This is a genomic window from Ancylobacter sonchi (assembly GCF_018390695.1).
GTDB classification, from domain to species: domain Bacteria; phylum Pseudomonadota; class Alphaproteobacteria; order Rhizobiales; family Xanthobacteraceae; genus Ancylobacter; species Ancylobacter sonchi.
This window is the reverse complement of the sequence record NZ_JAHBGF010000046.1, coordinates 405379-431521: the sequence shown is the minus strand read 5'-3', so window position 1 is coordinate 431521 and position 26143 is coordinate 405379. Positions and strand designations below refer to the sequence as shown.

General features: G+C 67.9%; 24 protein-coding genes. 10 read left to right on the top strand and 14 right to left on the bottom strand.

Annotated features, from left to right (window positions below; translation table 11 throughout):
* Positions 1-108: 108 nt before the first annotated feature.
* The 14 genes from KHC28_RS26180 to coxB all read right to left on the bottom strand — a co-directional run bounded on the left by KHC28_RS26180 (position 109) and on the right by coxB (position 14034).
* Positions 109-1170, bottom strand: a complete 1062-nt coding sequence (locus tag KHC28_RS26180) for a Fe(3+) ABC transporter substrate-binding protein (protein ID WP_214011307.1) — start codon at positions 1168-1170, stop codon at positions 109-111.
* Positions 1171-1423: 253 nt separating this feature from the next.
* Complete coding sequence (bfr, locus tag KHC28_RS26175) at positions 1424-1900, bottom strand: bacterioferritin (RefSeq protein WP_214011306.1); 477 nt, start codon at positions 1898-1900, stop codon at positions 1424-1426.
* A 197-nt stretch (positions 1901-2097) separates the two neighbouring features.
* The gene (locus KHC28_RS26170) at positions 2098-2421 is read right to left on the bottom strand and encodes a (2Fe-2S)-binding protein (RefSeq protein WP_214011305.1); all 324 of its coding nucleotides are present in this window, start codon (positions 2419-2421) and stop codon (positions 2098-2100) included.
* A gap of 394 nt (positions 2422-2815) precedes the next feature.
* The gene (locus KHC28_RS26165; RefSeq protein ID WP_214011304.1) at positions 2816-3463 is read right to left on the bottom strand and encodes a GNAT family N-acetyltransferase; all 648 of its coding nucleotides are present in this window, start codon (positions 3461-3463) and stop codon (positions 2816-2818) included.
* A gap of 29 nt (positions 3464-3492) precedes the next feature.
* Positions 3493-4791 carry a M16 family metallopeptidase gene (locus KHC28_RS26160; RefSeq protein ID WP_214011303.1) on the bottom strand — a complete coding sequence of 433 codons (1299 nt, stop codon included), beginning with the start codon at positions 4789-4791 and terminating at the stop codon, positions 3493-3495.
* Complete coding sequence (gene thrC, locus KHC28_RS26155; RefSeq protein WP_214011302.1) at positions 4788-6197, bottom strand: threonine synthase; 1410 nt, start codon at positions 6195-6197, stop codon at positions 4788-4790. Before thrC ends, KHC28_RS26160 begins: the two co-directional genes overlap by 4 nt.
* Before the next feature lie 141 nt (positions 6198-6338).
* Entirely contained in the window at positions 6339-7097 is a 759-nt protein-coding gene (locus KHC28_RS26150; RefSeq protein ID WP_312893343.1) for an SURF1 family protein, read from the bottom strand.
* Positions 7094-7480: a DUF983 domain-containing protein gene (locus KHC28_RS26145; RefSeq protein ID WP_214011301.1), complete on the bottom strand. Its 387-nt coding sequence runs from the start codon at positions 7478-7480 to the stop codon at positions 7094-7096. Before KHC28_RS26145 ends, KHC28_RS26150 begins: the two co-directional genes overlap by 4 nt.
* A gap of 751 nt (positions 7481-8231) precedes the next feature.
* On the bottom strand, positions 8232-9068 hold the full coding sequence (locus tag KHC28_RS26140) for a cytochrome c oxidase subunit 3 (RefSeq protein ID WP_214011300.1): 837 nt from the start codon (positions 9066-9068) through the stop codon (positions 8232-8234).
* Positions 9069-9351: 283 nt separating this feature from the next.
* Positions 9352-10002 (bottom strand): cytochrome c oxidase assembly protein, encoded by a 651-nt coding sequence (locus tag KHC28_RS26135; protein ID WP_214011299.1) that lies wholly within the window; start codon positions 10000-10002, stop codon positions 9352-9354.
* Positions 10003-10009: 7 nt separating this feature from the next.
* Positions 10010-10180 carry a cytochrome c oxidase system small membrane protein gene (locus KHC28_RS26130; protein WP_512699551.1) on the bottom strand — a complete coding sequence of 57 codons (171 nt, stop codon included), beginning with the start codon at positions 10178-10180 and terminating at the stop codon, positions 10010-10012.
* Positions 10181-10265: 85 nt separating this feature from the next.
* Positions 10266-11228: a heme o synthase gene (locus KHC28_RS26125; protein ID WP_214011298.1), complete on the bottom strand. Its 963-nt coding sequence runs from the start codon at positions 11226-11228 to the stop codon at positions 10266-10268.
* 195 nt (positions 11229-11423) lie between these two features.
* Entirely contained in the window at positions 11424-13040 is a 1617-nt protein-coding gene (gene ctaD, locus KHC28_RS26120; RefSeq protein WP_214011297.1) for a cytochrome c oxidase subunit I, read from the bottom strand.
* A 91-nt stretch (positions 13041-13131) separates the two neighbouring features.
* Positions 13132-14034 carry a cytochrome c oxidase subunit II gene (coxB, locus tag KHC28_RS26115; protein WP_214011296.1) on the bottom strand — a complete coding sequence of 301 codons (903 nt, stop codon included), beginning with the start codon at positions 14032-14034 and terminating at the stop codon, positions 13132-13134.
* A gap of 441 nt (positions 14035-14475) precedes the next feature.
* On the opposite strand from coxB, the gene KHC28_RS26110 reads away from it, so the two are divergent.
* The 10 genes from KHC28_RS26110 (at position 14476) to gyrB (ending at position 26013) form a co-directional block, all read left to right on the top strand.
* On the top strand, positions 14476-14985 hold the full coding sequence (locus tag KHC28_RS26110) for an invasion associated locus B family protein (RefSeq protein WP_214011295.1): 510 nt from the start codon (positions 14476-14478) through the stop codon (positions 14983-14985).
* 11 nt (positions 14986-14996) lie between these two features.
* Complete coding sequence (locus KHC28_RS26105; protein WP_214011294.1) at positions 14997-15617, top strand: HAD family hydrolase; 621 nt, start codon at positions 14997-14999, stop codon at positions 15615-15617.
* Positions 15618-15655: 38 nt separating this feature from the next.
* On the top strand, positions 15656-16585 hold the full coding sequence (mutM, locus tag KHC28_RS26100; protein WP_214011293.1) for a bifunctional DNA-formamidopyrimidine glycosylase/DNA-(apurinic or apyrimidinic site) lyase: 930 nt from the start codon (positions 15656-15658) through the stop codon (positions 16583-16585).
* A gap of 13 nt (positions 16586-16598) precedes the next feature.
* A complete protein-coding gene (locus tag KHC28_RS26095; RefSeq protein ID WP_214011292.1) occupies positions 16599-17372 on the top strand; it encodes an enoyl-CoA hydratase in 774 nt (257 codons plus the stop codon).
* Positions 17373-17522: 150 nt separating this feature from the next.
* Complete coding sequence (rpsT, locus tag KHC28_RS26090) at positions 17523-17789, top strand: 30S ribosomal protein S20 (RefSeq protein WP_214011291.1); 267 nt, start codon at positions 17523-17525, stop codon at positions 17787-17789.
* Positions 17790-18862: 1073 nt separating this feature from the next.
* Positions 18863-20365, top strand: coding sequence for a chromosomal replication initiator protein DnaA (gene dnaA, locus KHC28_RS26085; protein WP_214011290.1), 1503 nt, complete (start codon positions 18863-18865; stop codon positions 20363-20365).
* Between the two features lie 205 nt (positions 20366-20570).
* Positions 20571-21686 (top strand): DNA polymerase III subunit beta, encoded by a 1116-nt coding sequence (gene dnaN / locus KHC28_RS26080; protein ID WP_214011289.1) that lies wholly within the window; start codon positions 20571-20573, stop codon positions 21684-21686.
* Complete coding sequence (gene recF, locus KHC28_RS26075) at positions 21683-22840, top strand: DNA replication/repair protein RecF (protein ID WP_214011288.1); 1158 nt, start codon at positions 21683-21685, stop codon at positions 22838-22840. The genes dnaN and recF overlap by 4 nt, the downstream gene beginning before the upstream one ends.
* Positions 22841-22912: 72 nt before the next feature.
* Positions 22913-23527, top strand: coding sequence for a LysE family translocator (locus KHC28_RS26070; RefSeq protein WP_214011287.1), 615 nt, complete (start codon positions 22913-22915; stop codon positions 23525-23527).
* Between the two features lie 59 nt (positions 23528-23586).
* Positions 23587-26013 carry a DNA topoisomerase (ATP-hydrolyzing) subunit B gene (gene gyrB, locus KHC28_RS26065; RefSeq protein WP_214011286.1) on the top strand — a complete coding sequence of 809 codons (2427 nt, stop codon included), beginning with the start codon at positions 23587-23589 and terminating at the stop codon, positions 26011-26013.
* Positions 26014-26143: the final 130 nt, after the last annotated feature.

Here is a 26143-nt window from a genome sequence, read left to right as displayed (position 1 = left end):
GAACGCAGGGACACGCTTGAAAAGCGACACACTTGAAACGGGAACGCGCCCGTCCGGGGGGACGGGCGCGCGAAGACCCGGAGCGGCGGCCCGCCGCTCCCTAGCCGATCAGCTGTCGAAGCCGACGCGGTCGATCAGGTCGGCCGCCTGCTTGCGGAACTGCGCGATCTTGGCGAGGTCGATGCTGTCCGGCTTCAGGGGGCCGAAGGCGGCGATGATCGGATCGACCTTCACGCCGGCGACCACCGGATATTCGAAGTTCGCCTCGGCATAGACCGCCTGCGCCTCGGGCGAGACGAGGAATTCGAGCAGCTTCTGCGCATTGGCCTTGTTCGGCGAATTCTTCGCCACCGAGGCGCCGGAGACGTTCACGCTGGTGCCGCCGCCCTCGAAGGTCGGCAGGATGACGTTGATCGCCTCCGCCCACTTCTCCTGCTCGGGGCCGCCCTTGCCGGAGCGCATCAGCCCGACATAGTAGGAATTGGCGACGCCGATGTCGCAGATGCCGCCGAGGATGTCGCGGGCGTTCTCGCGGTCGCCGCCGGCCGGCTTGCGGGCGAGGTTGGCCTTGATGCCCTTCAGCCATTCCTCGGCCTTCGCCTCGCCGTGATGGGCGATATAGGCGGCGATCAGCGCGGTGTTGTAGGGATGCTTGCCCGAGCGGATGCAGATCTTGCCCTTCCACTCCGGCTTGGCGAGATCCTCATAGTGGATGGCGTCGAGCTTCACCCGGTCCTTGGAGACATAGGCGACGCGGGCGCGGGCGGAGAGCGAGAACCAGTCGCCATTGGCGCCGCGCAGATTGGCGGGAATCGCCTTCTCCAGCACCTCGGACTTCAGCGGCTGGGTGACGCCCTGGTCGGTGAGGTCGATGAGGTTGCCGATGTCGACCACCATCAGCACGTCGGCCGGCGAGGCCGCGCCCTCGGCCTTCACCCGCTCGGCGAGGCCTTCCTTGACGAACACGGTGTTGACCTTCACGCCGGTCTTCTCGGTGAAGGCATCGAACACCGGCTTGGCGAGCGCCGGCTCGCGGGTGGTGTAGATGTTCACCACCTCTTCAGCGCTGGCGCCCACCGGCACGAGAACCGCGGCGGCGGCGAACAGCCCGCCGAGCACACAGCCTCGAATTCCGCCCCGCGCCAGAGCGCCGACCTGCTTCGTCGTCATGCGTCTTCCTCCTCTTGGCGCGTCCGCCGGCTGCCGCCACGGCTGGAGCGGCACGCACCCACCCATGACGGTGCGTTAGAAGAGGCTTTCCGCAGGGTCAATCAAAACATCTGTGATATCAATAGTTTATAGGAACTCTAAGGTAGAAATCTAAGGTGGAGGCCTGTCACCTCACCGGGCGGATGCGAAAAGGGCCGGTCTTCCGACCGGCCCTCGTCATGTCCGTCATCCGCCGGGGCGGGGAAACTCAGTCTCAGTCCAGCTCGCCGATATGGTGCTGGGCGTAGAGCTGAACGCCGAGGCGGGCGATCAGGTCGAGCTGGGTCTCGAGGAAGTCGATATGGCCTTCCTCGTCCGCCATCAGCTCCTTGAACAGGTCACGGCTCGGATAGTCCTTCACCTCGTCGCAATAGGAGGCGGCTTCCTGGTAGAGCGCGCGCGCCTCGATCTCGGCGGCGAGGTCGCACTCGATCACTTCCTTGATGTCCTGGCCGATGCGCAGCGGGTCGAGCACCTGCAGGTTGGGGAAGCCTTCGAGGAACAGGATGCGGTCGACGAACTTGTCGGCGTGCTGCATCTCCTCGATCGACTCGGCGCGCCACTTGGCCGCCAGCTTCTTGAAGCCCCAGTTGTCGAGCATGCGATAATGCAGCCAATACTGGTTGATCGCCGTCAGCTCGGAGCGCAGGCCGCGGTTGAGATACTCGATGACCTTGCTGTCGCCCTTCATGGCCTTGCCTCTCGATTGGTACGCAATGGGTATGTGCGCACTTTTTAGAATTGTTCCAATCGAATGACAAGACGCGAACAGGGGACGAACGCGATTATCCACGCGATCGGCGGCCGATCGCGTGGCGAAGGCGGGAGCAAACCGGCCAGCAAGCGCCGGCGCAAGGTCAGTCGGTCAGGATCGGGGAGGAGAAACGGCTATTCCGCCGCCAGTAGATTGGCCGGCATGAGGTCGGCGAGCAGCTGCTCGGCGGTATGGACATGCTCGTGCGCGTGGCCGTGGCCGTGCGCGTGATCGTGCGCATGGTCCTTCACCGCGCATTCCAGCGGGCAGGCGCCGCAGGCCGGGGCGGCGTTGATGTCGTCGATCAGCTTGCGGATGGTGCGGGCGCAGCGGCCGCATTGCGGGCTGCAGCCGAGGCAGCGATACACTTGTCCGGCCGTGCGCACGCTCGCCTCGGGATCGGCGATGGCGGCGCGGACCTGCGTGTCGGAGAGCACGTTACACGAACACACAATCATCGTGCGGCGGAACCAAGTGACGAGCTATTTAGAATAATTCTAAATTTCTGCCTGTACTTCTTTCTCGCGTCAATCGGCCCCGCCGTCAATCGGCAAAACCCGATCAGCCGATCACAGACGCGAATATTCATCTTCGCACGGCCTCAGTTTTTAGGATTTCTAGTCTGTGAAGGCTTCTTTTTATATGCGTTCCAGACTGAAGCCTTGCTGAACACTACCGGGACACCCGGCACCCTGCCATCCCCCGCGTGCCGATACGGTGCAAGACTCGGCCCCGAGGACTCCTCCCTTGAGGGCTCAGCACGAGAACTCGGCGAAACGAGAACTCGGCGAAAGATCTGATAACGCCGCGCACCCGGCACCCCATCGGACCCGTCCGATGCGGCGGTTCGGCTCAGCCGCCCCGCCCCTCATCGGCATCGTGCACCAGGGTCGGGCGCGCCGGGGTCGGGGCCGGCGCCACCGGATCGCTGGAGAGCCGCGCGAACAGCAGGTGGTCCTGCCACACGCCGTTGATGCAGAGATATTCCCGGCCATAGCCCTCGCGGCGAAAGCCGACCTTCTGCAACAGCCGGATCGAGGGCTGGTTGCTCGGCAGGCAGGCGGCCTCGATGCGCCGGAGGCCGAGCGTGCCATGCGCATAGGGCAGCAGCGCCCGCACCGCCGCCGTCATGTGGCCCTTGCCGGCGAAAGGCGCGCCCATCCAGTAGCCGAGGCTCGCCGTCTGCGTCACGCCGCGCCGCACATTGGAGAGCGACAGCCCGCCGAGCAGCACCCGGTCGGTGGCGCGCAGCACCAGGAACGGATAGGCGCTGTCCTCCTTCAGGTCGCGGGCATAACGGCGCATGCGGCGGCGGAAGGCGCCGCGCGTCAGGTCATGCGCCGGCCAGAGCGGCTCCCACGGCGCCAGGAAGGTTCGGCTTTCATCGCGCAGCGTCGCCCAGGCGGCGAAATCCGACATTAGCGGCATGCGCAGGACGACGCCCTCGCCTTCGATCAGCGAGGGCGGCTCCGGCCAGGAAACGCTGCGGAACAGAGCCATGGGGTCGACGGACGTTCGGGCTGAGGGATTCAGCCTGAACCCAAACGTTCGGCGAAGCGCGCGGCGGATTCAAGAGGCTTCTGCGGTCCCAGCGCCGTGAAGGTCGGCCGGGTGCCGGCCTTGCCGCCGGCGATGAGCCGCCGCCCGGCGGCGCGGGCGTCGTCCAGCGTCACCGCCTCCACCTTGGCGATGATCTCCTCCAGCGGGATCGGCCGGCCGAAGGCCAGCATCTGCCGGGCGAGCTGGTCGGCACGCGCGCCGGAGCTTTCCAGCGCCGTCAGCAGCCCGACCTTGGCCTGCGCCTTGGAACGGTTGAGCTCCGCCTCGGTGATGGTCTCGGTGGTCGCGGCGATCTCGTCGACCACGACATTGACCAGCTCGCCGAGGTCGCCGGCGTCGGTGCCGGCATAGACGCCGAACAGCCCGGTGTCGCCATAGCTCCAGTGGAAGGCATAGACCGCGTAGCAGAGCCCGCGCTTCTCGCGCACCTCCTGGAACAGCCGCGACGACATGCCGCCGCCCAGCACGTTGGTGAACACCTGCAGCGCGTGGATGCCGGGATCGCGATAGGACAAGCCCTCGAGGCCGATCAGCACATGCGCCTGTTCAAGGTCGCGCCCGCCGCCGATCTCGACGCCGCCGCGATATTCCGCCGCCACCGGCGCCGGCTTGTCGCCCCTGGGCAGGCCGGCGAGCCGGCGGCCCGCCTCCTCGACCAGACGGTCATGCTCGATGGCTCCGGCGCCGGCGACGATCATCCGCCCGGTGCGGTAGTTGCGGTCGAGATAGGTGCGCAGCGCGCCCGGCCCGAACGACTTCACGCTGGCCGGCGTGCCGAGGATCGAGCGTCCCACCGGCTGGCCGGGGAAGGCCCGCTCCTGGAACAGATCGAACACCAGGTCGTCCGGCGTGTCGAGCGCGGCGCCGATCTCCTGCACGATGACATTGTGCTCGCGCGTCAGCTCCTCGGGATCGAAGGCCGGCTCGGTGAGGATGTCGGCGAGCACGTCGACCGCCAGCGGCACGTCCTCGGCCAGCACCCGCGCGTGATAGGAGGTATGCTCGACGCTGGTGGCGGCGTTGATGTCGCCGCCCACCGCCTCGATCTCCTCGGCGATGGCGCGGGCCGAACGCCGGCGCGTGCCCTTGAACGCCATGTGTTCGAGCAGATGCGAGATGCCGTGCTCGCTCGGCGCCTCGTCGCGCGAGCCCGCCCCGGCCCAGATGCCGAGCGAGGCGGTGGCGAGGTGTCCCATCGTGTCGGAGATGACGGTGACGCCGTTCTCCAGCGTGGTGATGCGCGGTTCGTTCACCGGGGCGCCGCTCATGCCGCGTCCGCCGCGATGCGCGCATGCGCCTCGATATAGGCGCGGATCGCCGCGATGTCGTTCGGCAGCGTCGGCGTGCGCTCGGGGCGCTCGAGGAGGTCGGCGAGATGCGGCGGCAGCGCCGGGCGCTCGCCGCAGGCCTTCTCGACCGCATCGGGGAACTTCGCCGGATGCGCGGTGGACAGAACCACCTGCGGCACCTTCGGGTCGTGCTTCAGCTTCTCGGCCACCGCCACCGCGACGGCGGTGTGCGGGTCGAGCAGATAGCCCGTCTCGGCTCGCACCCGGGCGATGGTAGCGGCGGTCTCCTGTTCGTCGGCGCGGCCGGCGTCGAATTCGGCACGAATGGCGGCGAGCGCCTCGTTGCGCGGCGAGAACGAGCCGGACTGCGCCAGCGAGGCCATCAGCCCGCGCACCGCCCCGGCGTCGCGGTCATGCGCGTCGAACAGCAGCCGCTCGAAATTCGACGACACCTCGATGTCCATCGAGGGCGAGGAGGACGGCACCACCCCGGTCACCTCGTAGCGGCCGGTGGCCAGCGTGCGGGCGAGGATGTCGTTCACATTGGTGGCGATGGCGAGCCGGGCGACCGGCAGTCCCATCTGCTTGGCGACATAGCCGGCGAGGATGTCGCCGAAATTGCCGGTCGGCACCACGAAGGACACCGGGCGGTGCGGCGCGCCCAGTGCCACGCCGGCATAGAAGTAGTACACCACCTGCGCGACGATGCGCGCCCAGTTGATCGAGTTCACCCCGGCCAGCGCCAGCCGGTCGCGGAAGGCGTGGTCGTTGAACAGCGCCTTCACATGGCCCTGGCAGTCGTCGAACGTGCCTTCCACCGCGATGGCGTGGACATTGGCGTCCGGCACCGTGGTCATCTGCCGGCGCTGCACCTCGGAGACGCGGCCCGCCGGGTAGAGGATGAACACGTCGGTGCGCGCCCGGCCGCGGAACGCCTCGATCGCCGCCGAGCCGGTGTCGCCGGAGGTGGCGCCGACGATGGTCGCGCGGGCATCCCTCTCAACGAGCACGTGATCCATCATGCGGCCGAGCAGCTGCATGGCGACGTCCTTGAACGCCAGCGTCGGGCCGTGGAACAGCTCCAGCACGAAGCGGTTCGGCGCGATCTGCACCAGCGGCGTCGTCGCGACATGGCGGAAGGAGGCATAGGCCTCGTCCAGCATCGGCGCCAGCACGTTGGGCGCGAAGGCGGCGTCGACGAAGGGCGCGATCACCCGGCCGGCCACCTCGGCATAGGAATGGCCGGCGAGGCGGGCGATGTCGGCGGGAGCGAGCGCCGGATAGGCCTCGGGAACATAGAGCCCGCCATCGCGGGCGAGCCCGGCCAGCAGGGCGTCGGAAAAGGCGAGCGCCGGCGCTTCGCCGCGTGTCGAGATATAGCGCAAGCTCGCGCCTCCACTGGAAACGGTCGGCGGCGCGGGGCCGCCGGAAAGCGCCGCAACCTAGTGGCGGCGCGCCCGCGAGGCAAGCATCTCGGCTACCGCACCGCAAACGCCTCGCCGTGGCCCTCGGCCTAGCTCCGCCGCCTAGCTGCGCCGCCGGCGCCACAGCACCGCCAGACCCACCCCCGCCAGCGAGGCGGCAAGGCCGAACCAGGTCAGCGCATATTCGAGATGCCGGTTGGGGAAGGCGATGCGCGTCGTGCCGCCCAGCGGCCAGCCGCCGGGATTGGGCGCGGCGTCGGCATCGATGAGGAACGGCGCCACCCGCAGGAGCCCCTTGGCCTCGGCGATGGCGAAGGGGTCGCGCACATACCAGGCGTCCTTGGACGGGTCGTTCGGCGGCGTGAACAGCCCGGCCTCCTCCGGCATGCGAATCAGCCCGGTGACGTTCACCATGCCGTCGACCTGTCCCTCGGACCGGTCGGCCGGGTTCTTCAGCCGCATCGGCACGAAGCCGCGATTGATCAGGATCGCCGCGCCCTCGGCGGTCACCAGCGGGGTGATCACCCAGTAGCCCGGCCCGCCCCCGCCATCCGGCGTCTGGTCGGCGAGCGTGTAGACCTGCACCTCCAGATCGTGGCGGAAGCGGCCGGCGACGGTGACGCGGCGATATTCGTCGCCGGCGAAATCGACCTCGTCCCAGTCCTGCTCCTCGGGCGCCGGCACCGCCGCCTCGTGGATGCGGGCGTCGACCTTGGCGATCAGGCCCTGCTTCCAGGCCAGCCGCTCCAGCTGCCAGACACCGAGCGACACCAGTATGGCGAAGGCGATGCCGCTGGCGATCAGGCCGATGACCCGGCCGGGCTTCATCCGGCGGCGGGGCGGGGTTGCGGGCTCGCTCACGGTTCACCCTTGTCGAGCCGGCCCTGCGCCGCCTGCTTGGCGTATTGCAGGGCGATCAGCGTCGCCTTCAGCGGGCGCAGCAGGCCGAGCGTCGAGATCAGCACCAGCGGCGTCCACAGCAGCGCATGCACCCAGAGCGGCGGGGCGAAGCTGAGCTCGACCCACAGGGCTAGGCCGACCACCAGCGAGCCGGCGGCGAGGATGATGAACACCACCGGCCCGTCGCCGGAATCGTCGAAGCTGTAGTCGAGCCCGCAGCGCGTACAGGCGGGGGCGACGGTGAGGAAGCCGGAGAACAGCTTGCCCTGGCCGCAGCGTGGGCAGCGGCAGGTCAGGCCGGCCGCATAGGGCGAGACGCCGGTGTGGAAGGGTTGCAGGTCCATTCTCGTCTCTCCCTCGCCGCCCGGCGCACCGCGCGGCGCAACCTCCGCATCCACTGGCCGCCGCATCTCCCGGCCGCCGCATCTCCTGGCCGCCGCATCTCCTGGCCGCCGCCCGCCCGGTGGAACGGAGCAGCCGGGTCGGGATCGCCGCGGCCCGCACGATCGCCTGCGCGATCGGGCGTTCATATCAGCTTCCCCCGCGTCGCCGCCACCGGCATGCGGTGCGAAAAGCGCGGGGATCCGCGGCCTCTGCGACCGGCCGCCCGGCCCACGCGATGATCACCTGCAAGGTGCCGGCGCGGTGCGGTGCCGACACCCCTGTCGCGCCTACCCTGCCCCTGCCTGCGTCAGCGCCGGCATCCCAGGCTCCGCCGCCTTCGGACGGCACCCGGCGGCTTTCACCGGGCAGCTCGAGACGGGCAAGCTGTCCGGAGGCGCCGGCGAGGACAGGGACTGGCGGGAACCCAACCGGCCGTGCCGCGTCGTCGAACGCCACGCCCTCCTCGAGCTCCGGCCAGAAGCGGCACCCGTCAGCGAGGACCCGTCGCGCGCCGGCGGGCGCTCGCCCCCGCCATCGCCGCCAGCCTCGCCATGTCGGAACCGGGACGGCGACACCGGGATGGCGGCTCCGCCAGGCGGTTCCTGACAGGCCGGCCCCGCGCCCGCGCCCCGGAATACTCGCCCCGAAACGCAAGCGGGGCGGCCCCGGCCGCCCCGCCAAACGTGCTGCCGGACGTCGCCGGCGCGTCGCTCAGTGCGCGGCGACGGTACCGCCGCCCCACACATAGATGAAAGTGAAGAGGAACAGCCAGACCACGTCGACGAAGTGCCAGTACCAGGCCGCCGCCTCGAAGCCGAAATGCGCGGTCGGGGTGAAGTGGCCGGCATAGAGCCGCCCGAGGCACACGGCGAGGAAGATGGTGCCGACGATGACGTGGAAGCCGTGGAAGCCGGTCGCCATGAAGAAGGTGGCGCCGTAGATGTTGCCGGAGAAGGCGAAGGTGGCGTGGCTGTACTCATAAGCCTGCAGCATCGAGAACAGCACGCCGAGCGCCACCGTGCACCACAGGCCCCATTTCGCGCTCTGTCGGTCGCCATGCACCAGCGCATGGTGCGCCCAGGTCAGGGTGGTGCCGGAGGTGAGCAGGATCAGCGTGTTGAGCAGCGGCAGGTGCCAGGGGTCGAAGGTCTCGATGCCCTGCGGCGGCCAGTGCCCGCCGGTGAACTCGGCGCGGGTGTAGTTGATCGCCTCGCCGGCATAGATCGAGGCGTCGAAGAACGCCCAGAACCAGGCCACGAAGAACATCACCTCGGAGGCGATGAACAGGATCATGCCGTAGCGCAGATGCAGCTGCACCACGCGGGTGTGGTAGTGCTGCTGGCCCTCGCGGATGACGTCCCGCCACCACACGCCCATGGTGTAGATCACGCCGAGCAGGCCGACGATCATCACCAGTGAGGTGAGCTGGCCGTGCATCCAGAACACGGCGCCGACCGCCAGCACGAAGGCGAAGACGGAAATCACGAACGGCCACGGGCTCGGGTCGACGAGGTGGTAGTCGTGTTGCTTGGCGTGGGCCTCGGCCATGGGTCGCGCTCTCCGTTCCGTCTTATTCCTAGCGGTCCGATTTTGCGGCCGCAATGTGTCGTTCTGCCTCTAGGTCACGCCCCAGCTGCGGCGTTTCCGCCCGCCGGGCCGAAGCCCTGACCAGGCCGGTACCCCTTGCCGGACCGGAGCCCCGGTCAGGTCCGGCGCTGGGCCATGTCCTCGGCCGGCCCGCCCAATCTCTCGTCACCGGCCTGCCGTGGCCGGCTTCCCGCTTCCCGGACCCCGTCCCACCCGCCGGCCCTCCCCGGCGATGGGAAAGACCCTAGAGCGGGGACTTGTCCGCCTCGCCCGCCTTCGGCCGCCCCGCCGCCGGTTCCGGCGTCACGGCGCTCGTCTTGGCGACGTTGGTCTTGGCGAAGAAGGTGTAGGACAGGGTGATGCTGTTCACGCCCGTGGCGTCCGGGTCGTCGGCCAGCGCCGGATCGACGAAGAACACCACCGGCATGTCCAGCGCCTCGCCGGGCTGCAGCGTCTGGTCGGTGAAGCAGAAGCACTGCATCTTGGCGAAGTGGGAGCCGGCCTGCGCCGGGGTGACGTTGTAGCTCGCCGTCGCGGTCGCCGGCGTGGAGCCGGTGTTCTCGACCCGGTAGAAGATCAGCTTGGTCTCGCCGAGCTTCACCGTCACCGCGCGCTGCTCCGGCCCGAAGCGCCAGGACAGGCCGGGCGCCACATTGGCGTCGAAGCGAATCTCGATCTCACGGTCGGAAGTGGCGGCCGGGGCGCTCGAGGCCACCTGGGTGGCGCCGCCGAAGCCGGTCACCCGGCAGAACAGCTGGTAGAGCGGCACCGAGGCATAGGCGGCGCCGACCATCAGCGCGACGAAGGCGACGCAGCCCGCCGCCACCAGCCCATGCCGACGCGCGGTGGCGCGCTCGGCGACGGGGTCTCGGTCAGGGCGGGACGTCTCGCTCATCGGCGCCTCACAGCGGCCGGATCAGCACGGCGGGGCCGAGCTTCACGATGGTGACGACGTAGAACAGCAGGCACAGCGCGCCGAGCACGAGGGCGATCGCCACCGAGCGCGAGCGGCGGCTGCGGCGCTGCTCCTCGGTCAGCACCACGCCGTCGAGCGGCGGCGGGCCGGCCTTGATGTCGGGCTGCCCCTTGATTTCGGACAACGCATCGCGGCGCTGGGTCTCCGGCTCGGCCATGGTCAGGCTCCCTTGCGCCATCGGCTCAGATCCCGAGCCCGGAGAGCCAGGACGGCACGTGCAGCGCCTCGACCAGCAGCACCGCGAAGAGCGTGAACAGATAGAGGATCGAGAAGCCGAACAGCTGCTTACACGCCTTGGTCGCCGCCGCGCCCTCGCGGATGCGGTACACCTTCACGGCGAGCGCCAGCATCATCGCCCCGGAGAGGCCGGAGACCACGCCATAGGCGAGGCCGGCCATGCCGAGGAACCAGGGCGACATGGCGAGCGGCACCAGGAGCAGCGTGTAGAGCAGGATCTGCCGCCGCGTCTCGGCCTGCCCGGCCACCACCGGCAGCATCGGCACGCCGGCGCGGGCATAGTCGTCGGCCTTGTAGAGCGACAGCGCCCAGAAATGCGGCGGGGTCCAGAAGAAGATGATCAGGAACAGGATCACGCTTTCGAGGCCGATGCCGCCCGAGGCGGCCGCCCAGCCCACCATGGGCGGGAAGGCGCCGGCGGCGCCGCCGATCACGATGTTCTGCGGCGTCGAGCGCTTCAGCCACATCGTGTAGATCACGACATAGAAGAAGATGGTGAAGGCCAGCAGCGCCGCCGCCAGCTCGTCGACCAGCAGGCCGAGCACGATCACCGAGCCGACCGACAGCGTCATGCCGAAGGCGAGCGCCTCGCCCGGGGTGACGCGGCCGGCGGGAATCGGCCGGCGCTTGGTCCGGCTCATCACCGCGTCGATGTCGGCATCCCACCACATGTTGAGCGCGCCGGAGGCGCCGGCGCCGATGGCGATGCACAACAGCGCGGTGAAGCCGATCACCGGATGCACGTCGCCCGGCGCACGCAGGATACCGACCAGCGCGGTGAACACGACGAGCGACATCACCCGCGGCTTCAGGAGCGCGAAATAGTCGGACGCCGAGGCATAGGACGGCCCGTCGAGCGGGCGCTCCTTGGCGGTGAGGTCGTAATCGCGCGATGCGACGTCGGTCATCTCGTCACTCCAGCACCGCGCGGGGCGGCGCCTGCGGCTTCACTGCGCCGCCGCGCGGGCGGCGCTTTCGTCGGAGACGCCGCCCCAAGGGGCGGTGCTTGCTTCGGACACCGCCACGGGCGGTGCTTGCTTCATCTGCCGGGCGGGCGCTGCGAGAGGCGCGCCGTCCGGTCGGTCATCGTGTCCGTCCCGCCCTCACTTGATGCGCGGCAGCACGTCGAAGTGGTGATACGGCGGCGGCGAGGGCAAAGTCCACTCCAGCGTGGTGGCACCCTCGCCCCACGGATTGGCGCCGGCCGGCACCTTGGCGGCGAACATGCGGTAGATGCCGTACAGGAACACCAGCACCGCGAAGCCCGAAATGTACGAGCCGATCGAGGAGACGAAGTTCCAGCCGGCGAAGGCGTCCGGATAGTCGGCATAGCGGCGCGGCATGCCGGCGAGGCCGAGGAAGTGCTGCGGGAAGAACACCAGGTTCACGCCGACGAAGGTGAGCCAGAAATGCAGCTTTCCGATGGTCTCTGAGTACATGTAGCCGAACATCTTCGGCGCCCAGTAGTACCAGCCGGCGAAGATGGCGAACACCGCGCCGAGCGACAGCACGTAGTGGAAGTGCGCCACCACGTAATAGGTGTCGTGCAGCGAGCGGTCGATGCCGGCGTTGGAGAGCACCACGCCGGTCACGCCGCCGACGGTGAACAGGAAGATGAAGCCGAAGGCCCACAGCATCGGGGTGCGGAACGAGATCGAGCCGCCCCACATGGTGGCGATCCAGGAGAAGATCTTCACCCCCGTCGGCACGGCGATGATCATCGTCGCCGCGACGAAATAGGCCTGCGTCGAGGAGGACAGGCCGACCGTGTACATGTGGTGCGCCCACACCACGAAGCCGACCACGCCGATCGCGACCATGGCGTAGGCCATGCCGAGATAGCCGAACACCGGCTTCTTCGAGAAGGTCGCCACGATGTGCGAGATGATGCCGAAGCCCGGCAGGATCAGGATGTACACTTCGGGGTGACCGAAGAACCAGAACAGGTGCTGGAACAGGATCGGGTCGCCGCCGCCGGCCGGATCGAAGAAGGTGGTGCCGAAATTGCGGTCGGTGAGCAGCATGGTGATCGCGCCGGCGAGCACCGGCAGCGACAAGAGCAGCAGGAAGGCGGTCACCAGCTGCGACCAGGCGAACAGCGGCATCTTGTGCAGCGTCATGCCCGGGGCGCGCATGTTGAGGATGGTCGTGATCAGGTTGATCGCGCCGAGGATCGAGGAGGCGCCGGCGATGTGCAGCGACAGGATCAGCAGATCCATGGCCGGGCCGGGATGGCCGAGCTTGGACGACAGCGGCGGATAGATGGTCCAGCCGCCGCCGAAGCCGGTGGAGCCGGCGGCGCCCTCGACGAACAGGGAGAGAATCGCCAGCGCGAAGGCCGGGGGCAGCAGCCAGAAGGCGACGTTGTTGATGCGCGGGAAGGCGGTGTCCGGCGCGCCGATCATCAGCGGCACGAAGTAGTTGCCGTAGCCGCCGATCATCGCCGGCATCACCATGAAGAAGATCATGATGAGGCCGTGGCCGGTGGTGAACACGTTGAAGGTCTGCGGATCGGAGAAGATCTGCATCCCCGGCTGCTGCAGCTCCATGCGGATGCCGATGGAGAGGGCGCCGCCGACGATCCCCGCCACGATGGCGAAGATCAGGTACATCAGGCCGATGTCCTTGTTGTTGGTCGAATAGACCCAGCGCTTCCAACCCGTCGGGTCACCCCCGTGCGCGTGATGGCCCTGCGCATGACCGGCTGCATGTGTCGCCATAGATCCGTCCCTCACTCGCCCGCTTGCGCGCGCTTCTTAAATCCCTGGGCCCGACGAGCCCGCTCCGCTTCCGATCCGGCCCGCCGTCCCGTCAGCGGGCGGCCGGCAGCGGCGCGTTCTCGTTGGCGGCGACACGGGCCGGGGCCTCGGCCGCCGCGAACTTCTTCTTGGCTTCCTCGACCCAGGCGGCGAAATCGGCCTCGCTCACCACGCGGACGGCCAGCGGCATGAAGGCGTGGTCCTTGCCGCACAGCTCCGAGCACTGGCCATAATACACCCCCTCCTTGGTCGCCTGGAACCAGCTCTCGTTCAGGCGGCCCGGCAGGGCGTCGATCTTCACGCCGAAGGAGGGCACCGCGAAGGAGTGGATCACGTCGGCCGAGGTGACCTGGATGCGGACGTTCTTGCCCACCGGCACCACCACCTCATTGTCCACCGCGAGCAGGCGCGGCTGGCCGGGCTGGAGGTCGGCGTCCTGCACGATCATGCTGTCGAAGCCGAACGGGCCGTTGTCGGGGTATTCGTAGGACCAGTACCACTGGTGGCCCGTCACCTTCACCGTGAGGTCCGCCTTGGGCAGGTCGAGCTGCAGGAACAGCAGCCGGAAGGAGGGAATGGCGATCGCCACCAGGATCAGCACCGGCACCACCGTCCACAGCACCTCGATGAGGGTGTTGTGGGTGGTGCGCGAAGGCACCGGATTGGCCTTCTCGTTGAACTTCACCGCCACGACGGCCATCAGCACGGCCACCAGCAGCACCACCGCGACGATGATGGCGAGCAGGAAAAGATGGAAGGAGTGGATGCTCTCCATCACCGGGCTCGCCGCGCCCTGGAAGTTGATCTGCCAGGGCGAGGGCTTGCCGGTATCGGCAAGGGCCGCCCCGGCCAGTCCGAGAAGGCCGGCGGCGGCGCCGGCGAGGCCCGCGCCGGTGCGCAGGGCGGGGCTGATCCAGTTACGGCTGGTCCGATTACCGCTCGTCCGCCCGTTCATCGCGATCGTCACTCCCCTCGACGCTCCGTCCTTCCGGTCGATCTCCGCAAGACGGTTCTAGCCGGTCACATTTGATCTTCATCAAACACAAAATAACCCACCGGGCAACGAAACAACCGCCTCTGCCTCTGCGACAAGACGTCGGGTGCCTGGAACGGTTCTACCCGCCGGGACACCCCTGTCCGGGCCCGCCGGAGCCCGTCCGGCCGGGGCATGAAGGCAACGTGAACACGGGAAGCGGGGCGCAAGGCCGTGAACCGGCCGCCGCATTCTTGACATCGCGTGGAAGCCTTGTAACCCCCTTGCGCCGCGGGGGTCCGATCGGGACCCGGGAAGGAGCGCTGTCGTCCGCGTGGCGATTCGCCCTTTCTTCACCGCTCGTTATTATCGTCGTCCCGGGTTTCGCCCGGAACGACTAATCCTGATTGGGAGACAAGGCCCATGCGCGGCTTCCCGGCCCTCCACCCTGCCATTCTGGCGGTGTTCGTCCTGCTCGGCTTCGCCGGCGGGTCGGCGCATGCCCAGGGCGTCGTGCGCTCGGTGCACGGCGAATGGCAGATCCGCTGCGACACGCCGCCCGGCGCCCAGTCCGAGCAGTGCGTGCTGCTGCAGAGCGTGCAGGCCGACGACCGGCCGAATGTCGGCCTCACCGTCATCGTGCTGAAGACCGCCGACGGCCAGAGCCGCCTCCTGCGCGTGCTCGCCCCGCTCGGCGTGCTGCTGCCCTCCGGCCTCGGGCTGAAGATCGACAGCACCGATGTCGGCCGCGCCGGCTTCGTGCGTTGCGTGCCCAATGGCTGCGTCGCCGAGGTAGTGCTCGACGACAAACTGACGCAGCAGCTGCGCACCGGCCAGAACGCCACCTTCATCGTGTTCCAGACCCCGGAAGAGGGAATCGGCATCCCGCTGAGCCTCAAGGGCTTCGGCGAGGGATACGACGCCCTGCCGTGACGGGGGCGGCGATGTCCCCCTCCCCTTCTCCCCGCCTCGTCATCTTCGACATGGACGACGTGCTGCTGCATTACGATGTGGCGGCGCGCCAGCAGGCGATCGCCGAGCTCGCCGGGCTCGGCCTCGACGACGTCGCCCGGCTGATCTGGGAGGACGGCATCGAGGATGCCGCCGATGCCGGCCGGCTCGATGCCGATGCCTATCTCGCCGCCGTCTCCGCCGCGCTGCGCGTGCCGTTCGGCCGGGCGGAATGGGCGCGCACCCGCGCCCTCGCCATGACGCTGTTTCCGGATTCGGTGGCACTCGCGGTGCGGGTGAGCCAGCGCACGCCGATCGCGCTGCTCACCAATAACGGGCACATCATGAAGGAGCATTTCGACCTTCTGGTGCCCGACCTGCGGGCGGTGTTCGGCCGCGCCATGCATGTCGCCGCCGAATTCAACACCAAGAAGCCGGACCCGGACATCTATCGCCGCCTCGCCGCGCTCTACGGCGCCGCGCCGCAGGAGGCGGTGATGATCGACGACAAGCAGGTGAACATCGACGGCGCGCTCGCCGCCGGCCTGCACGCCCACCGCTTCACCGACGCCCCCGGGCTGGAGAGGTTTCTCGCCGGGCTCTCTCTTATATAGAGTGCGCTCCCGCGAGGAGCGCCACTCCGGAGCCGCCAATGCCCGAACTGCCCGAAGTCGAAACCGTCCGCCGCGGCCTCGCGCCGGTGATGGAGGGGATGCGCCTCGTCGAGGCGGTGGCGCGGCGGCCCGATCTGCGCTGGCCGCTGCCGGAGCGCTTCGCCGAACGGCTCGCCGGGCGTCGCGTCGCCGGGCTGGGGCGGCGGGCGAAATATCTCGTCGCCGACCTCGAGGCGACAAACGACCAGCCGGCCGAGGCGCTGGTCATGCATCTCGGCATGTCCGGCTCCTTCCGCATCGAGCTGCCGGAGACGGATCCGCACGCGCCCGGCGCCTTCGCCCTCCCCCGCTCCAAGGCGGCGGCGCACGACCATGTCGAGTTCGGCTTCGAGAGCGGCGCCCGCATCGTCTACAACGACCCCCGCCGCTTCGGGGCGATGCTGCTGGTGCCACGCGACGGGCTGGAGGAGCACCCGCTGTTCCGCGACCTCGGGCCCGAGCCGCTCGGCAACGCCTTCGACGCCGCGACGCTGGCGGCGGCCTGCGCCGGCCGCCGCTCCCCCATCAAGGCAGTGCTGCTCGACCAGACCGTCGTCGCCGGGCTCGGCAACATCTATGTCTGCGAGGCGCTGCACCGGGCGGGAATCGCCCCGGACCGGATGGCCGCCAGCCTCGTCGGCCCCATCGGCCAGTCGGAGCCGGGAATCGGTCGCATCGTCCACCCCACCGGCCCGATCGACCGCCTGGTCACGGCGATCCGCGAGGTGCTGGAGGAGGCGATCCGCGCCGGCGGCTCCACCCTGCGCGACCACGCCCAGGTCGACGGCACGCTCGGCTATTTCCAGCATTCCTTCCGCGCCTATGGCCGGGCCGGCGAAGCCTGCCTCACACCGGGCTGCGGCGGCGCGATCGAGCGGCTGGTCCAGTCCGGGCGCTCCACCTTCCATTGCACGAGCTGCCAGAAATAGGGACGACGTACCAATGTCTTACGAGAACATCCTGGTCGAGACCAACGGGCGTGTCGGCACCATCACCCTGAACCGCCCCAAGGCGCTGAACGCCCTCAACTCGGCGCTGATCGGCGAACTGAACCGGGCGCTGGACGCCTTCGAGACCGATACCGGCATCAGCGTCGTCATCCTCACCGGCTCGGAGCGCGCCTTCGCCGCCGGTGCGGATATCAAGGAAATGCAGTCACTTAGCTTCCCCGGCACCTATTCCGACGACTTCATCACCTCGTGGGAGCGGCTGTCGCGGTTCCGTAAGCCGGTGATCGCGGCGGTGGCGGGGTACGCGCTGGGCGGCGGCTGCGAGCTCGCCATGATGTGCGACATCCTGCTCGCCGCCGACAATGCCCGCTTCGGCCAGCCGGAGATCCAGCTCGGAATCATGCCCGGCGCCGGCGGCTCGCAGCGGCTCACCCGCGCGATCGGCAAGGCGAAGTCGATGGAAATGTGCCTGACGGGACGGACACTTACCGCCGCCGAGGCGGATATGTACGGCCTCGTCTCGCGTGTCGTCCCGCTGGCCGATCTGATGACCGAGGCCATGAAGGTCGCCGACACCATCGGCAATCTCTCTCTGCCGTCGGTGATGATGACCAAGGAGAGCGTCAACCGGGTCTTCGAGACCACCCTCGGCGAGGGCATCCGCTTCGAGCGCCGACTGTTCCAGGCGCTGTTCGCCACCCATGACCAGAAGGAGGGCATGAGCGCCTTTGTCGAGAAGCGCGGCCCGAACTTTAACAACCGGTAAATACCCGCCGCTATTGACGCCGAGGCGCCCCCCGACTATAAGCCCGCCACTCACGCGGGGCTCTTCATGGAGCGCCCGCTTCCCTTTTGTCACATGACATTCCTGCCGGTACGGCCCCGCTGGCCCGGCGACGATCGAAGAGGACGGCCGATGGCCAATACGCCCTCCGCCAAGAAGGCGGCCCGCAAGATCGCGCGGCGCACTGAGGTCAATGCGAGCCGCCGCTCGCGCATGCGCACTTTTGTGCGCAAGGTCGAGGAAGCCATCGCTTCCGGTGACGGCGCCGCGGCTGCCGTGGCCCTGAAGGCGGCAGAGCCGGAGATCATGCGCGCTGCGCAGAAGGGGATTCTTCACAAGAATACCGCTTCTCGCAAGGTGTCGCGCCTGAGCCAGCGTCTCGCCAAGCTCAGCGCCTGATCGCCTCGACGGACTGCAACTTGAAGTAGTCGAAAGCCCGGCACCCTGCCGGGCTTTCTGCGTTGTGACGCCCCTCCCTCTTCCCCCTCCCTCCAAGGGCCAGGAAAAGCGGCGCCGCGCGGGCGTCACATGAACGACACAGAGGTTATCGACCTCGCCCGAGGTCGGCATTCCAAACTTGACTCTCCGGACCCATTAACGCAGCGACAATCCTGTCGCGAACGCCGGAAACCGTTAACGGGCGCACAAATATTCAATAATAAAATCAATATCTTAGATGGCACGTCCTACACGCGCCGTCGAATCGACCGCCGGAAGGCGCTTCCATCGGGCGCGACGGAAAAAAACCTGTTTCGGCCCGGTTTGCGCCCGCTTCCCGAATCTTCCAGAGGAGTCAGAGATTTGCCGACTAGCATCCCGAAAGGGGCCGGGGCCGGGAAGCCGATTCGGCCACTCCGTGAGCCGCCGGCGCCGCCAAGAGCGTTGCGCGAGAGGGAGCCCCTGTGTATGGTCTCTTCATCCGGCGAGGCCGGATATCTCAGCGAAAAGTTGAGTTTTTGAACTACTCATTGCACGTGAGGAGGGGGATTTCATGTTGTCCATAGCATCCGCTTTCTCCACGTATATAGAGTACGCCGAGAATGACGGAGGCCAGCGTCGGATGACCTCACCCCTCCGTCGGAATTCTAGTAGCGTTCGTATATAGCGTCACCTGAAAGCAATAAACGTCAACAGGGACGGCAATGCACTTGCCGCGAAGGGGCTCTTATGTTCACGCGAATGGGCGCGCTCGATCTGACGCGCACAGGATCCGCCAGCAGCAACCGCTGGCTTCGGGGAATGTCCAACGGCCGCGATCTGCCGAACCCCCACGAGGAATCCTGTTCATCCGCGTTGCCCTCCTGTTCCGGGCCGCCGGCCTGACGTCGGTGACACGGCCGCGCTGACGGCCACTCAACTCCGATAGCCCTCACCGTCGCGCTTGTCGCGCGTCCACGCATCGTCTTGACGCATGCGTGACGTGCCGCCGACCGGTGTTTCCAATAAACCGCCCAAAAAGCCGCGGAGCCTCCATGTTCAAGTCCAGCATTGCCGAGACGTCTGTTTCCGATTCCATCGCCGTGCCGCCTCGCGGAAGCGCGGACGCCGATGGCTTCGACGGAGATCCGCGCAGCTTCTGGGACCGGGTGCGCCGCCGCCTGCGCGCCGAGATCGGCGAAGAGGTCTATCTGAGCTGGTTCGCCCGGGTGGAACTGGACGGCATATTCGGCGAGACGGTGCGGCTGTCGGTGCCGACCCGCTTCCTCAAGAACTGGATCCAGCAGCACTATATCGACCGGCTCAACACCCTGTGGCGCGAGGAAATCGCGGATTCACGGGTCGAGCTGTCGGTCCGCACCGCGGTGCTCCGCAGCCCCGGCCAGATTCCGGTGATCGTCCGCAGCGAGCCCGCCGCGCCGGCGCGCCAGCCTGCCGAGAGCAAGCCCACGCCCGTGGCCGCCCCTGCCGTCGTCGTCGGCGCCCCGGACCTCGGCTCGGGCTCGCCGCTCGACGCCCGCCTCACCTTCGGCACCTATCGGCTCGGCAGTTCCAACCGCCTCGCCCACGCCGCCGCGCTCAAGGTGGCGCAGGCGCCCGCCGGCGGCCCGGCGGTGTTCAACCCGCTTTATCTCCATGCCGCGGTCGGCCTCGGCAAGACGCATCTTCTCCAGGCCATCGTCGCCGCCGGCGCCGAGCGCGGCCGCCGCGTCGTCTACCTGACCGCCGAGCGCTTCATGTACGGCTTCATCGCCGCGCTGAAGAGCCAGTCGGCGCTTGCCTTCAAGGAGCAGGTCCGCGAGATCGACACGCTGGTGATCGACGACCTGCAATTCCTGCAGGGCAAGAGCGTGCAGCAGGAATTCTGTCACACGCTCAACGCGCTGATGGATTCCGGCCGGCAGATCGTCATTGCCGCCGACCGGCCGCCGTCCGAGCTCGACGCGCTTGAGGAGCGGGTACGCTCGCGTCTCGCCGGCGGTCTCGTCGTCGAGATCGACCCGCTCGACGAGGATTTGCGGCTGGAAATCCTGGCGAGCCGCGTCGCCGCGCTTGCCCAGCAGCATCCCGGCTTCAGCGTACCGCAGGACGTGCTGCAGTTCATCGCCCGCAATTGCGGCCAGAACGGTCGCGACCTCGACGGCGCGCTGAACCGCCTGCTGGCGCATAACCAGCTGACCTCCCGCGCCATCACGCTCGATATGGCGGAAGAGGCGGTGCGCGACCTCGTGCGCTCCTCCGAGCCGAAGCGCGTGCGCGTCGACGACATCCTGCGCGTCGTCGCCAAGCACTACAACGTCACCCGCGCCGACATCCTGTCGCAGCGCCGCACCGCCAATGTGGTGAAGCCGCGCCAGATCGCGATGTACCTCGCCAAGATGCTGACCCTGCGCTCGCTTCCCGAGATCGGCCGGCGCTTCGGCGGGCGCGACCACACCACCGTCCTGCACGCCGTGCGCAAGATCGAGGGACTGGTCGGCAGCGATAGCGTGCTGGCCGGCGAGGTCGAGACGCTGAAGCGGCTGGTCAGCGAATAGTCCGGCCGCCAAGGCCGTCGCTTATCCCCACGAAATCGCCGCACTGCGGCATGGTGGGCTTGTATTGCGAAGGGTCTGGCGGCAATGTCGTCAGCCCGGCGGCGCGCCCGCGCCGCCCGCCGGGGCGCGATGTGAGGCAGCGCCCGCTTCATCCCGCGCCCTGGGCAGTCTCTCCCCTTTTTCGAAAGCCATGGGTGTCGCGGCCATGAAGGTCACCGTCGAGCGGGCCGAGCTCCTCAAATCTCTCGCCCATGTCCACCGGGTCGTCGAGCGGCGCAATACCATTCCGATCCTGGCGAATGTGCTGATGCGCACCGATGCGCGCGGCCTTGCCTTGCGCGCCACCGACCTCGACATCGAGGTGGTGGAGACCATTCCGGCCGAGGTCGGCCAGGAAGGCGCCACCACGGTGCCGGCCCACACCATCTACGAGATCGTGCGCAAGCTGCCCGAGGGCGCGCAGGTGCAGATCGAGACCTCGGGCGACCGCGGCACGCTGACCGTGCGCGCCGGCCGCTCCCGCTTCCAGCTGCAGACGCTGCCGGAAACCGAGTTCCCCGACCTCGCCGCCGGCGAGATGAGCCATCGCTTCACGCTGCCGGCCGGCGAACTCCGGCGCCTCGTCGACAAGACCCAGTTCGCGATCTCGACCGAAGAGACCCGCTACTACCTCAACGGCATCTATTTCCACGTCACCGAAGCGAGCGGCCCGGTGCTGCGTGCGGTGGCGACCGACGGGCACCGCCTGGCGCAGGCGCAGACCGAGGCGCCCGCCGGCGCCGCCGGCATGCCGGGCATCATCGTGCCGCGCAAGGCTGTCGCCGAGATCCAGCGCCTTGCCGAGAACGGCGAGGCGGAAGTCACCGTCGAATTGTCGGCCTCCAAGATCCGCGTCTCGCTCGACCGCGTGGTGCTGACCTCGAAGCTGATCGACGGCACCTTCCCCGATTACGGCCGGGTCATCCCGCTCAACAACGACAAGACGCTGGTGGTCGAGAAGGCGGATTTCGCCGCCGCGGTCGACCGCGTCTCGACGGTGGCAAGCGAGCGTGGCCGAGCGGTGAAACTGTCGATCGCCGACGGCAAGCTCACCCTCTCGGTCACCAATCCGGATTCCGGCAGCGCGACCGAGGAGATCGAGGTCGAATACGCCGCCGAGGCGATCGATATCGGCTTCAACAGCCGCTACCTCCTCGACATTACCAGCCAGATCGAGGGCTCGACGGCGGAACTGAAATTCGCCGATCCCGGCTCGCCGACGCTGGTGCAGGACCCGGACAAGCGCGGCGCGCTCTACGTGCTGATGCCGATGCGCGTGTGAGCCCTCCCGCCACACGCATCGCCCGCCTGCGGCTGACGCAGTTTCGCAGCTACAAGGCCGCGGAGTTGCGCCCCCAGTCGGACACCGTCGTGCTGATCGGCCCGAACGGCGCCGGCAAGACCAACATCCTCGAAGCCATCTCGCTGCTGGCGCCCGGCCGAGGCCTGCGCCGCGCGGCGCTGGACCAGTTTGCCTGCCGTCACGAGGGTGGCCGGGCCGATGGCTGGGCGATCTCGGCGACGCTCGACGGACCCCAGGGCGAGGTCACCCTCGGTACCGGCCAGGAACCCGACCCGACCGGCGAGACGCGTTCGCGCCGGTGCCGCATCGATGGCGAACCGGTCGGCTCGGCCGCCGCCTTCGCCGATTTCGTACGGGTAATCTGGCTGACGCCGGAGATGGACGGCCTGTTCACCGGCCCGCCGGCCGAGCGGCGCCGTTTCCTGGACCGGCTGGTGCTCGCCGTCGATGCCGAGCACGGGGCGCGGGTAAACGCGCTGGAGCGGGCGCTGCGGGCTCGCAATCGCCTGCTGGAGGAGCCTCGCACCGATCCGCGCTATCTCGATGCCGTGGAACAGGAACTAGCGTCGCTGTCGGTAGCGGTGGCTGCCGCGCGCCTCGAGACGGTCCGCCGACTTTCCGCCGGTATCGTCGCCGGGCGCGACGACGGATCCGCCTTTCCCTGGGCAACGCTGGCACTCGACGGCGAGATCGAGCGCGAGCTCGCCCGCCTACCGGCCACCCAGGTCGAAGATGGCTATCGCGGCGTGCTGCGTGAGGGCCGGCCACGCGACCGGGCGGCCGGCCGCACGCTGGAGGGCGCGCATCTGTCGGATCTGATCGTCGGCCACGGCCCTAAGCAGATGCCGGCGGCACAGGGCTCCACCGGCGAGCAGAAGGCACTGCTGATCGGTCTCATCCTCGCCCATGCCCGGCTGGTCGGCGAAATGGCCGGCATGAGCCCGATCATGCTGCTCGACGATGTCGTCGCCTATCTCGACCCCGCCCGCCGCGAGGCGCTGTTCGCGACGCTCCGGGCGCTCGGCGGACAGGTCTGGATGACCGGCGCCGACCCGGCCGCCTTCGCTGCGCTGCCCAAGGGCGCCGAGCGCTTCGACGTCACTCCCGGGCACATCGCCACCGCTGCGATTTGATACGCCCAACGCATTGAGTTATTTTGATAATTTATTCCTTGACCTTTCGCGCGCACGCGCGCACGTAGGGGCATGGATCCGTTGGGACTGTTCGTCTTCGCTGCCGCTCTCGCGCTGGCCGCCGCCTCGCCCGGGCCCAGCGTGATCGCGCTAGTCGCCCGCACGCTGGCGCATGGCCGCGAAGGCGCAGTCCCGCTTGTCGCCGGCATCATCCTGGGCGACATGGTCTGGCTGACAGCCGCCGCGCTGGGGCTGGCGGCGCTGGCCGCGACGCTCGGCTCGCTCTTCGTGCTCGTCAGGCTGGCAGCCGCGCTCTACCTGGTCTTCCTCGCCTGGAAACTGTGGACGGCCCCCGCGCATGCCATCGCCGCCACAGCGCCGAAGCCGGGCGGATCGCCAGCCGGGCTGTTCCTGACCGGACTGGGCATGACGCTCGGCAATCCCAAGGCGATGGCGTTCTACCTCGCGCTCCTGCCGACCATCATCGACCTCAACCACCTGACGACATTCGCCTTTCTGGAAATGTGCGCGATCATCGTGCTGGTGCTGACGCTCGTCTTCGGCCTCTATGTCGGCCTCGCACAGCGGGCGCGCGGCATGGTGGCCAGCCAACGGGCGATCCGCCTTATCAACCGCGCCTGCGGCACGGCAATGGCCGGCGCGGCGGTGATGGTGGCCGCGAAATAGGCGCATCTTTGCGCTACAAAGAAGCTAAGTAATTTCAACGATTCGAAGGGCTGGCAGCCATGGCCGACACCGATTCCGCTCCGTCTCCCGAAGAGTACGGCGCGCAGTCCATCCAGGTCCTCAAGGGATTGGACGCGGTGCGCAAGCGGCCGGGCATGTATATCGGCGACACCGATGATGGTTCCGGCCTGCATCACATGGTATACGAGGTGGTGGACAACGCCATCGACGAAGCCTTGGCGGGGTACGCAACGGAAGTCACCGTCACCCTGAATGCGGAAGGCTCGGTGACGGTCACCGACAATGGCCGTGGCATTCCCACCGATATCCATCCCGAAGAAGGGGTTTCGGCAGCGCAGGTCATCATGACGCAGCTGCATGCCGGTGGAAAGTTCAACCAGAATTCCTACAAGGTCTCCGGCGGCCTTCACGGCGTCGGCGTCTCGGTGGTGAACGCTCTTTCCACTTGGCTGGACCTGACAATCTGGCGAAATGGCTACGAATACTTTATGCGCTTCCGTCATGGCGATGCGGAAAACGATCTGGCGCGGGTCGGACCGGCGCCGGAAGGGCGGCGCGGGACCCGCGTTACCTTCCTGCCGTCGCCAGGCACGTTCACCAGGATCGAGTTCGACTATGCGACGCTGGAGCATCGGCTACGGGAGCTTGCGTTCCTGAATTCCGGCGTGCGGATCATCTTGACCGATGCGCGACACGCAGAAATCAAGCGCGAGGAGATGATGTATGAGGGCGGCGTGGAAGCCTTCGTGCAGTATCTCGACCGCTCCAAGCAGGCGCTTCTGCCGAAGCCGGTGGTGATCCGCGCCGAGAAGGACGGCATTACCGTCGAATGTGCGCTGTCCTGGAACGACAGCTATCACGAAAACGTACTCTGCTTCACCAACAACATTCCGCAACGCGACCGCGGCACCCACTTCACAGGCTTTGCGGCGGCGCTGACCCGGCAGATCATCGGCTATTCCGAACGTTCGGGCATCGCCAAGAAGGAGAAGGTCGACCCGACCGGCGAGGACTGCCGCGAGGGCCTCACCGCCGTGCTGTCGGTGAAGGTGCCGGATCCGAAATTCTCCTCGCAGACCAAGGACAAGCTGGTTTCTTCCGAGGTCCGGCCGGTGGTCGAGACGCTGGTCAACGACGCGCTGAACAACTGGCTGGAAGAGCATCCGGCCGAGGCGAAGTCGGTGGTCGGCAAGGTGGTCGAAGCGGCGGCGGCGCGCGAGGCGGCGCGCAAGGCGCGCGAGCTGACCCGTCGCAAGAACCCGCTCGATGTCGCCTCCCTTCCAGGTAAACTCGCCGACTGCCAGGAGCGCGACCCGGCAAAGTCCGAGCTGTTCATCGTCGAGGGCGACTCGGCGGGCGGCTCGGCCAAGATGGGCCGCAACAGAGCCTTCCAGGCTATTCTTCCGCTGCGCGGCAAGATCTTGAATGTCGAACGCGCCCGCTTCGACAAGATGCTGTCCTCCGACCAAGTCGGCACGCTGATTACTGCGCTCGGCACCGGAATTGGCCGCGACGACTTCAATGCCGACAAGCTGCGCTATCACAAGATCATCATCATGACCGACGCGGATGTCGACGGCTCGCATATCCGCACCCTGCTGCTGACCTTCTTCTTCCGCCAGATGCCGGAACTGTTGGATCGCGGGCACATCTATATCGCCCAGCCGCCGCTCTACAAGGTGACGCGCGGCAAGTCCGAGCAGTACCTCAAGGACGAGCGGTCTCTGGAAGATTACCTGATATCGCAAGGGCTTGACGAGGCCAGCCTGCTCACCGCCAATGGCGAGGTCCGGGCCGGCGCCGATCTGTTGTCGGTGGTGGAGAGCGCCCGCGCCTTCCGTGCCACGCTGCAGGGACTGCACCCGCGCTACAACCGCGCCGTAGTGGAGCAGGCGGCGCTCGGCGGCGCATTCGCTTCCGGCCTGCTGGTCGACGAGGAGCGCGCGGCGAAGGTGGCGGCCGATGTCGCGCAACGCCTTGATAATATTGCGGAAGATATCGAGCGCGGCTGGACCGGCGAGGCCAATGGCTCCGGCTTCCACTTCCAGCGTACGGTGCGTGGCGTGAAGGAGGTGGTGCATCTCGACGCCACCTTCGTCGGCTCGGTGGAAGCGCGCCGGCTCGACCAGCTGGTCGGCAACCTGCATGAGGTGCACGCGCAGGCCGCGACGCTGAAGCGCCGGAGCAACGAGACGGTGGTGCACGGGCCGATGGACCTGTTCGACGCCATCACCGATGCGGGCCGGAAAGGCGTGTCGTTGCAACGCTATAAGGGCCTCGGCGAGATGAATGCCGAGCAGCTGTGGGAGACCACGCTCGACGTCAACGCCCGCTCGCTGCTGCAGGTGAAGGTGAAGGAAGTCGCCGACGCCGACGACCTGTTCAACCGGCTGATGGGCGACGTGGTGGAGCCTCGCCGCGAGTTCATCCAAGACAACGCGCTGCGCGCCAGCGTAGACGTCTAGTTTTTCCTACCCACCGGGAAGACATATCGGCCTGCCGGACAGATCCAATGGAACCGTCCGGCGGGCCCTGTTCGTTGGGCCATGTATTGCAGCGATGTCGCCAAGATGATCGCCTCTCGCCGCGACACCG

Bases quoted from the DNA above. Each gene is read 5' to 3' on its own strand.
- KHC28_RS26180 (WP_214011307.1), bottom strand. From the start codon at position 1,170: ATGACGACGAAGCAGGTCGGCGCTCTGGCGCGGGGCGGAATTCGAGGC.
- bfr (WP_214011306.1), bottom strand. From the start codon at position 1,900: ATGAAGGGCGACAGCAAGGTCATCGAGTATCTCAACCGCGGCCTGCGC.
- KHC28_RS26170 (WP_214011305.1), bottom strand. From the start codon at position 2,421: ATGATTGTGTGTTCGTGTAACGTGCTCTCCGACACGCAGGTCCGCGCC.
- KHC28_RS26165 (WP_214011304.1), bottom strand. From the start codon at position 3,463: ATGGCTCTGTTCCGCAGCGTTTCCTGGCCGGAGCCGCCCTCGCTGATC.
- KHC28_RS26160 (WP_214011303.1), bottom strand. From the start codon at position 4,791: ATGAGCGGCGCCCCGGTGAACGAACCGCGCATCACCACGCTGGAGAAC.
- KHC28_RS26145 (WP_214011301.1), bottom strand. From the start codon at position 7,480: ATGGACCTGCAACCCTTCCACACCGGCGTCTCGCCCTATGCGGCCGGC.
- KHC28_RS26140 (WP_214011300.1), bottom strand. From the start codon at position 9,068: ATGGCCGAGGCCCACGCCAAGCAACACGACTACCACCTCGTCGACCCG.
- KHC28_RS26135 (WP_214011299.1), bottom strand. From the start codon at position 10,002: ATGAGCGAGACGTCCCGCCCTGACCGAGACCCCGTCGCCGAGCGCGCC.
- KHC28_RS26125 (WP_214011298.1), bottom strand. From the start codon at position 11,228: ATGACCGACGTCGCATCGCGCGATTACGACCTCACCGCCAAGGAGCGC.
- ctaD (WP_214011297.1), bottom strand. From the start codon at position 13,040: ATGGCGACACATGCAGCCGGTCATGCGCAGGGCCATCACGCGCACGGG.
- coxB (WP_214011296.1), bottom strand. From the start codon at position 14,034: ATGAACGGGCGGACGAGCGGTAATCGGACCAGCCGTAACTGGATCAGC.
- KHC28_RS26110 (WP_214011295.1), top strand. From the start codon at position 14,476: ATGCGCGGCTTCCCGGCCCTCCACCCTGCCATTCTGGCGGTGTTCGTC.
- KHC28_RS26105 (WP_214011294.1), top strand. From the start codon at position 14,997: ATGTCCCCCTCCCCTTCTCCCCGCCTCGTCATCTTCGACATGGACGAC.
- mutM (WP_214011293.1), top strand. From the start codon at position 15,656: ATGCCCGAACTGCCCGAAGTCGAAACCGTCCGCCGCGGCCTCGCGCCG.
- KHC28_RS26095 (WP_214011292.1), top strand. From the start codon at position 16,599: ATGTCTTACGAGAACATCCTGGTCGAGACCAACGGGCGTGTCGGCACC.
- rpsT (WP_214011291.1), top strand. From the start codon at position 17,523: ATGGCCAATACGCCCTCCGCCAAGAAGGCGGCCCGCAAGATCGCGCGG.
- dnaA (WP_214011290.1), top strand. From the start codon at position 18,863: ATGTTCAAGTCCAGCATTGCCGAGACGTCTGTTTCCGATTCCATCGCC.
- dnaN (WP_214011289.1), top strand. From the start codon at position 20,571: ATGAAGGTCACCGTCGAGCGGGCCGAGCTCCTCAAATCTCTCGCCCAT.
- KHC28_RS26070 (WP_214011287.1), top strand. From the start codon at position 22,913: ATGGATCCGTTGGGACTGTTCGTCTTCGCTGCCGCTCTCGCGCTGGCC.
- gyrB (WP_214011286.1), top strand. From the start codon at position 23,587: ATGGCCGACACCGATTCCGCTCCGTCTCCCGAAGAGTACGGCGCGCAG.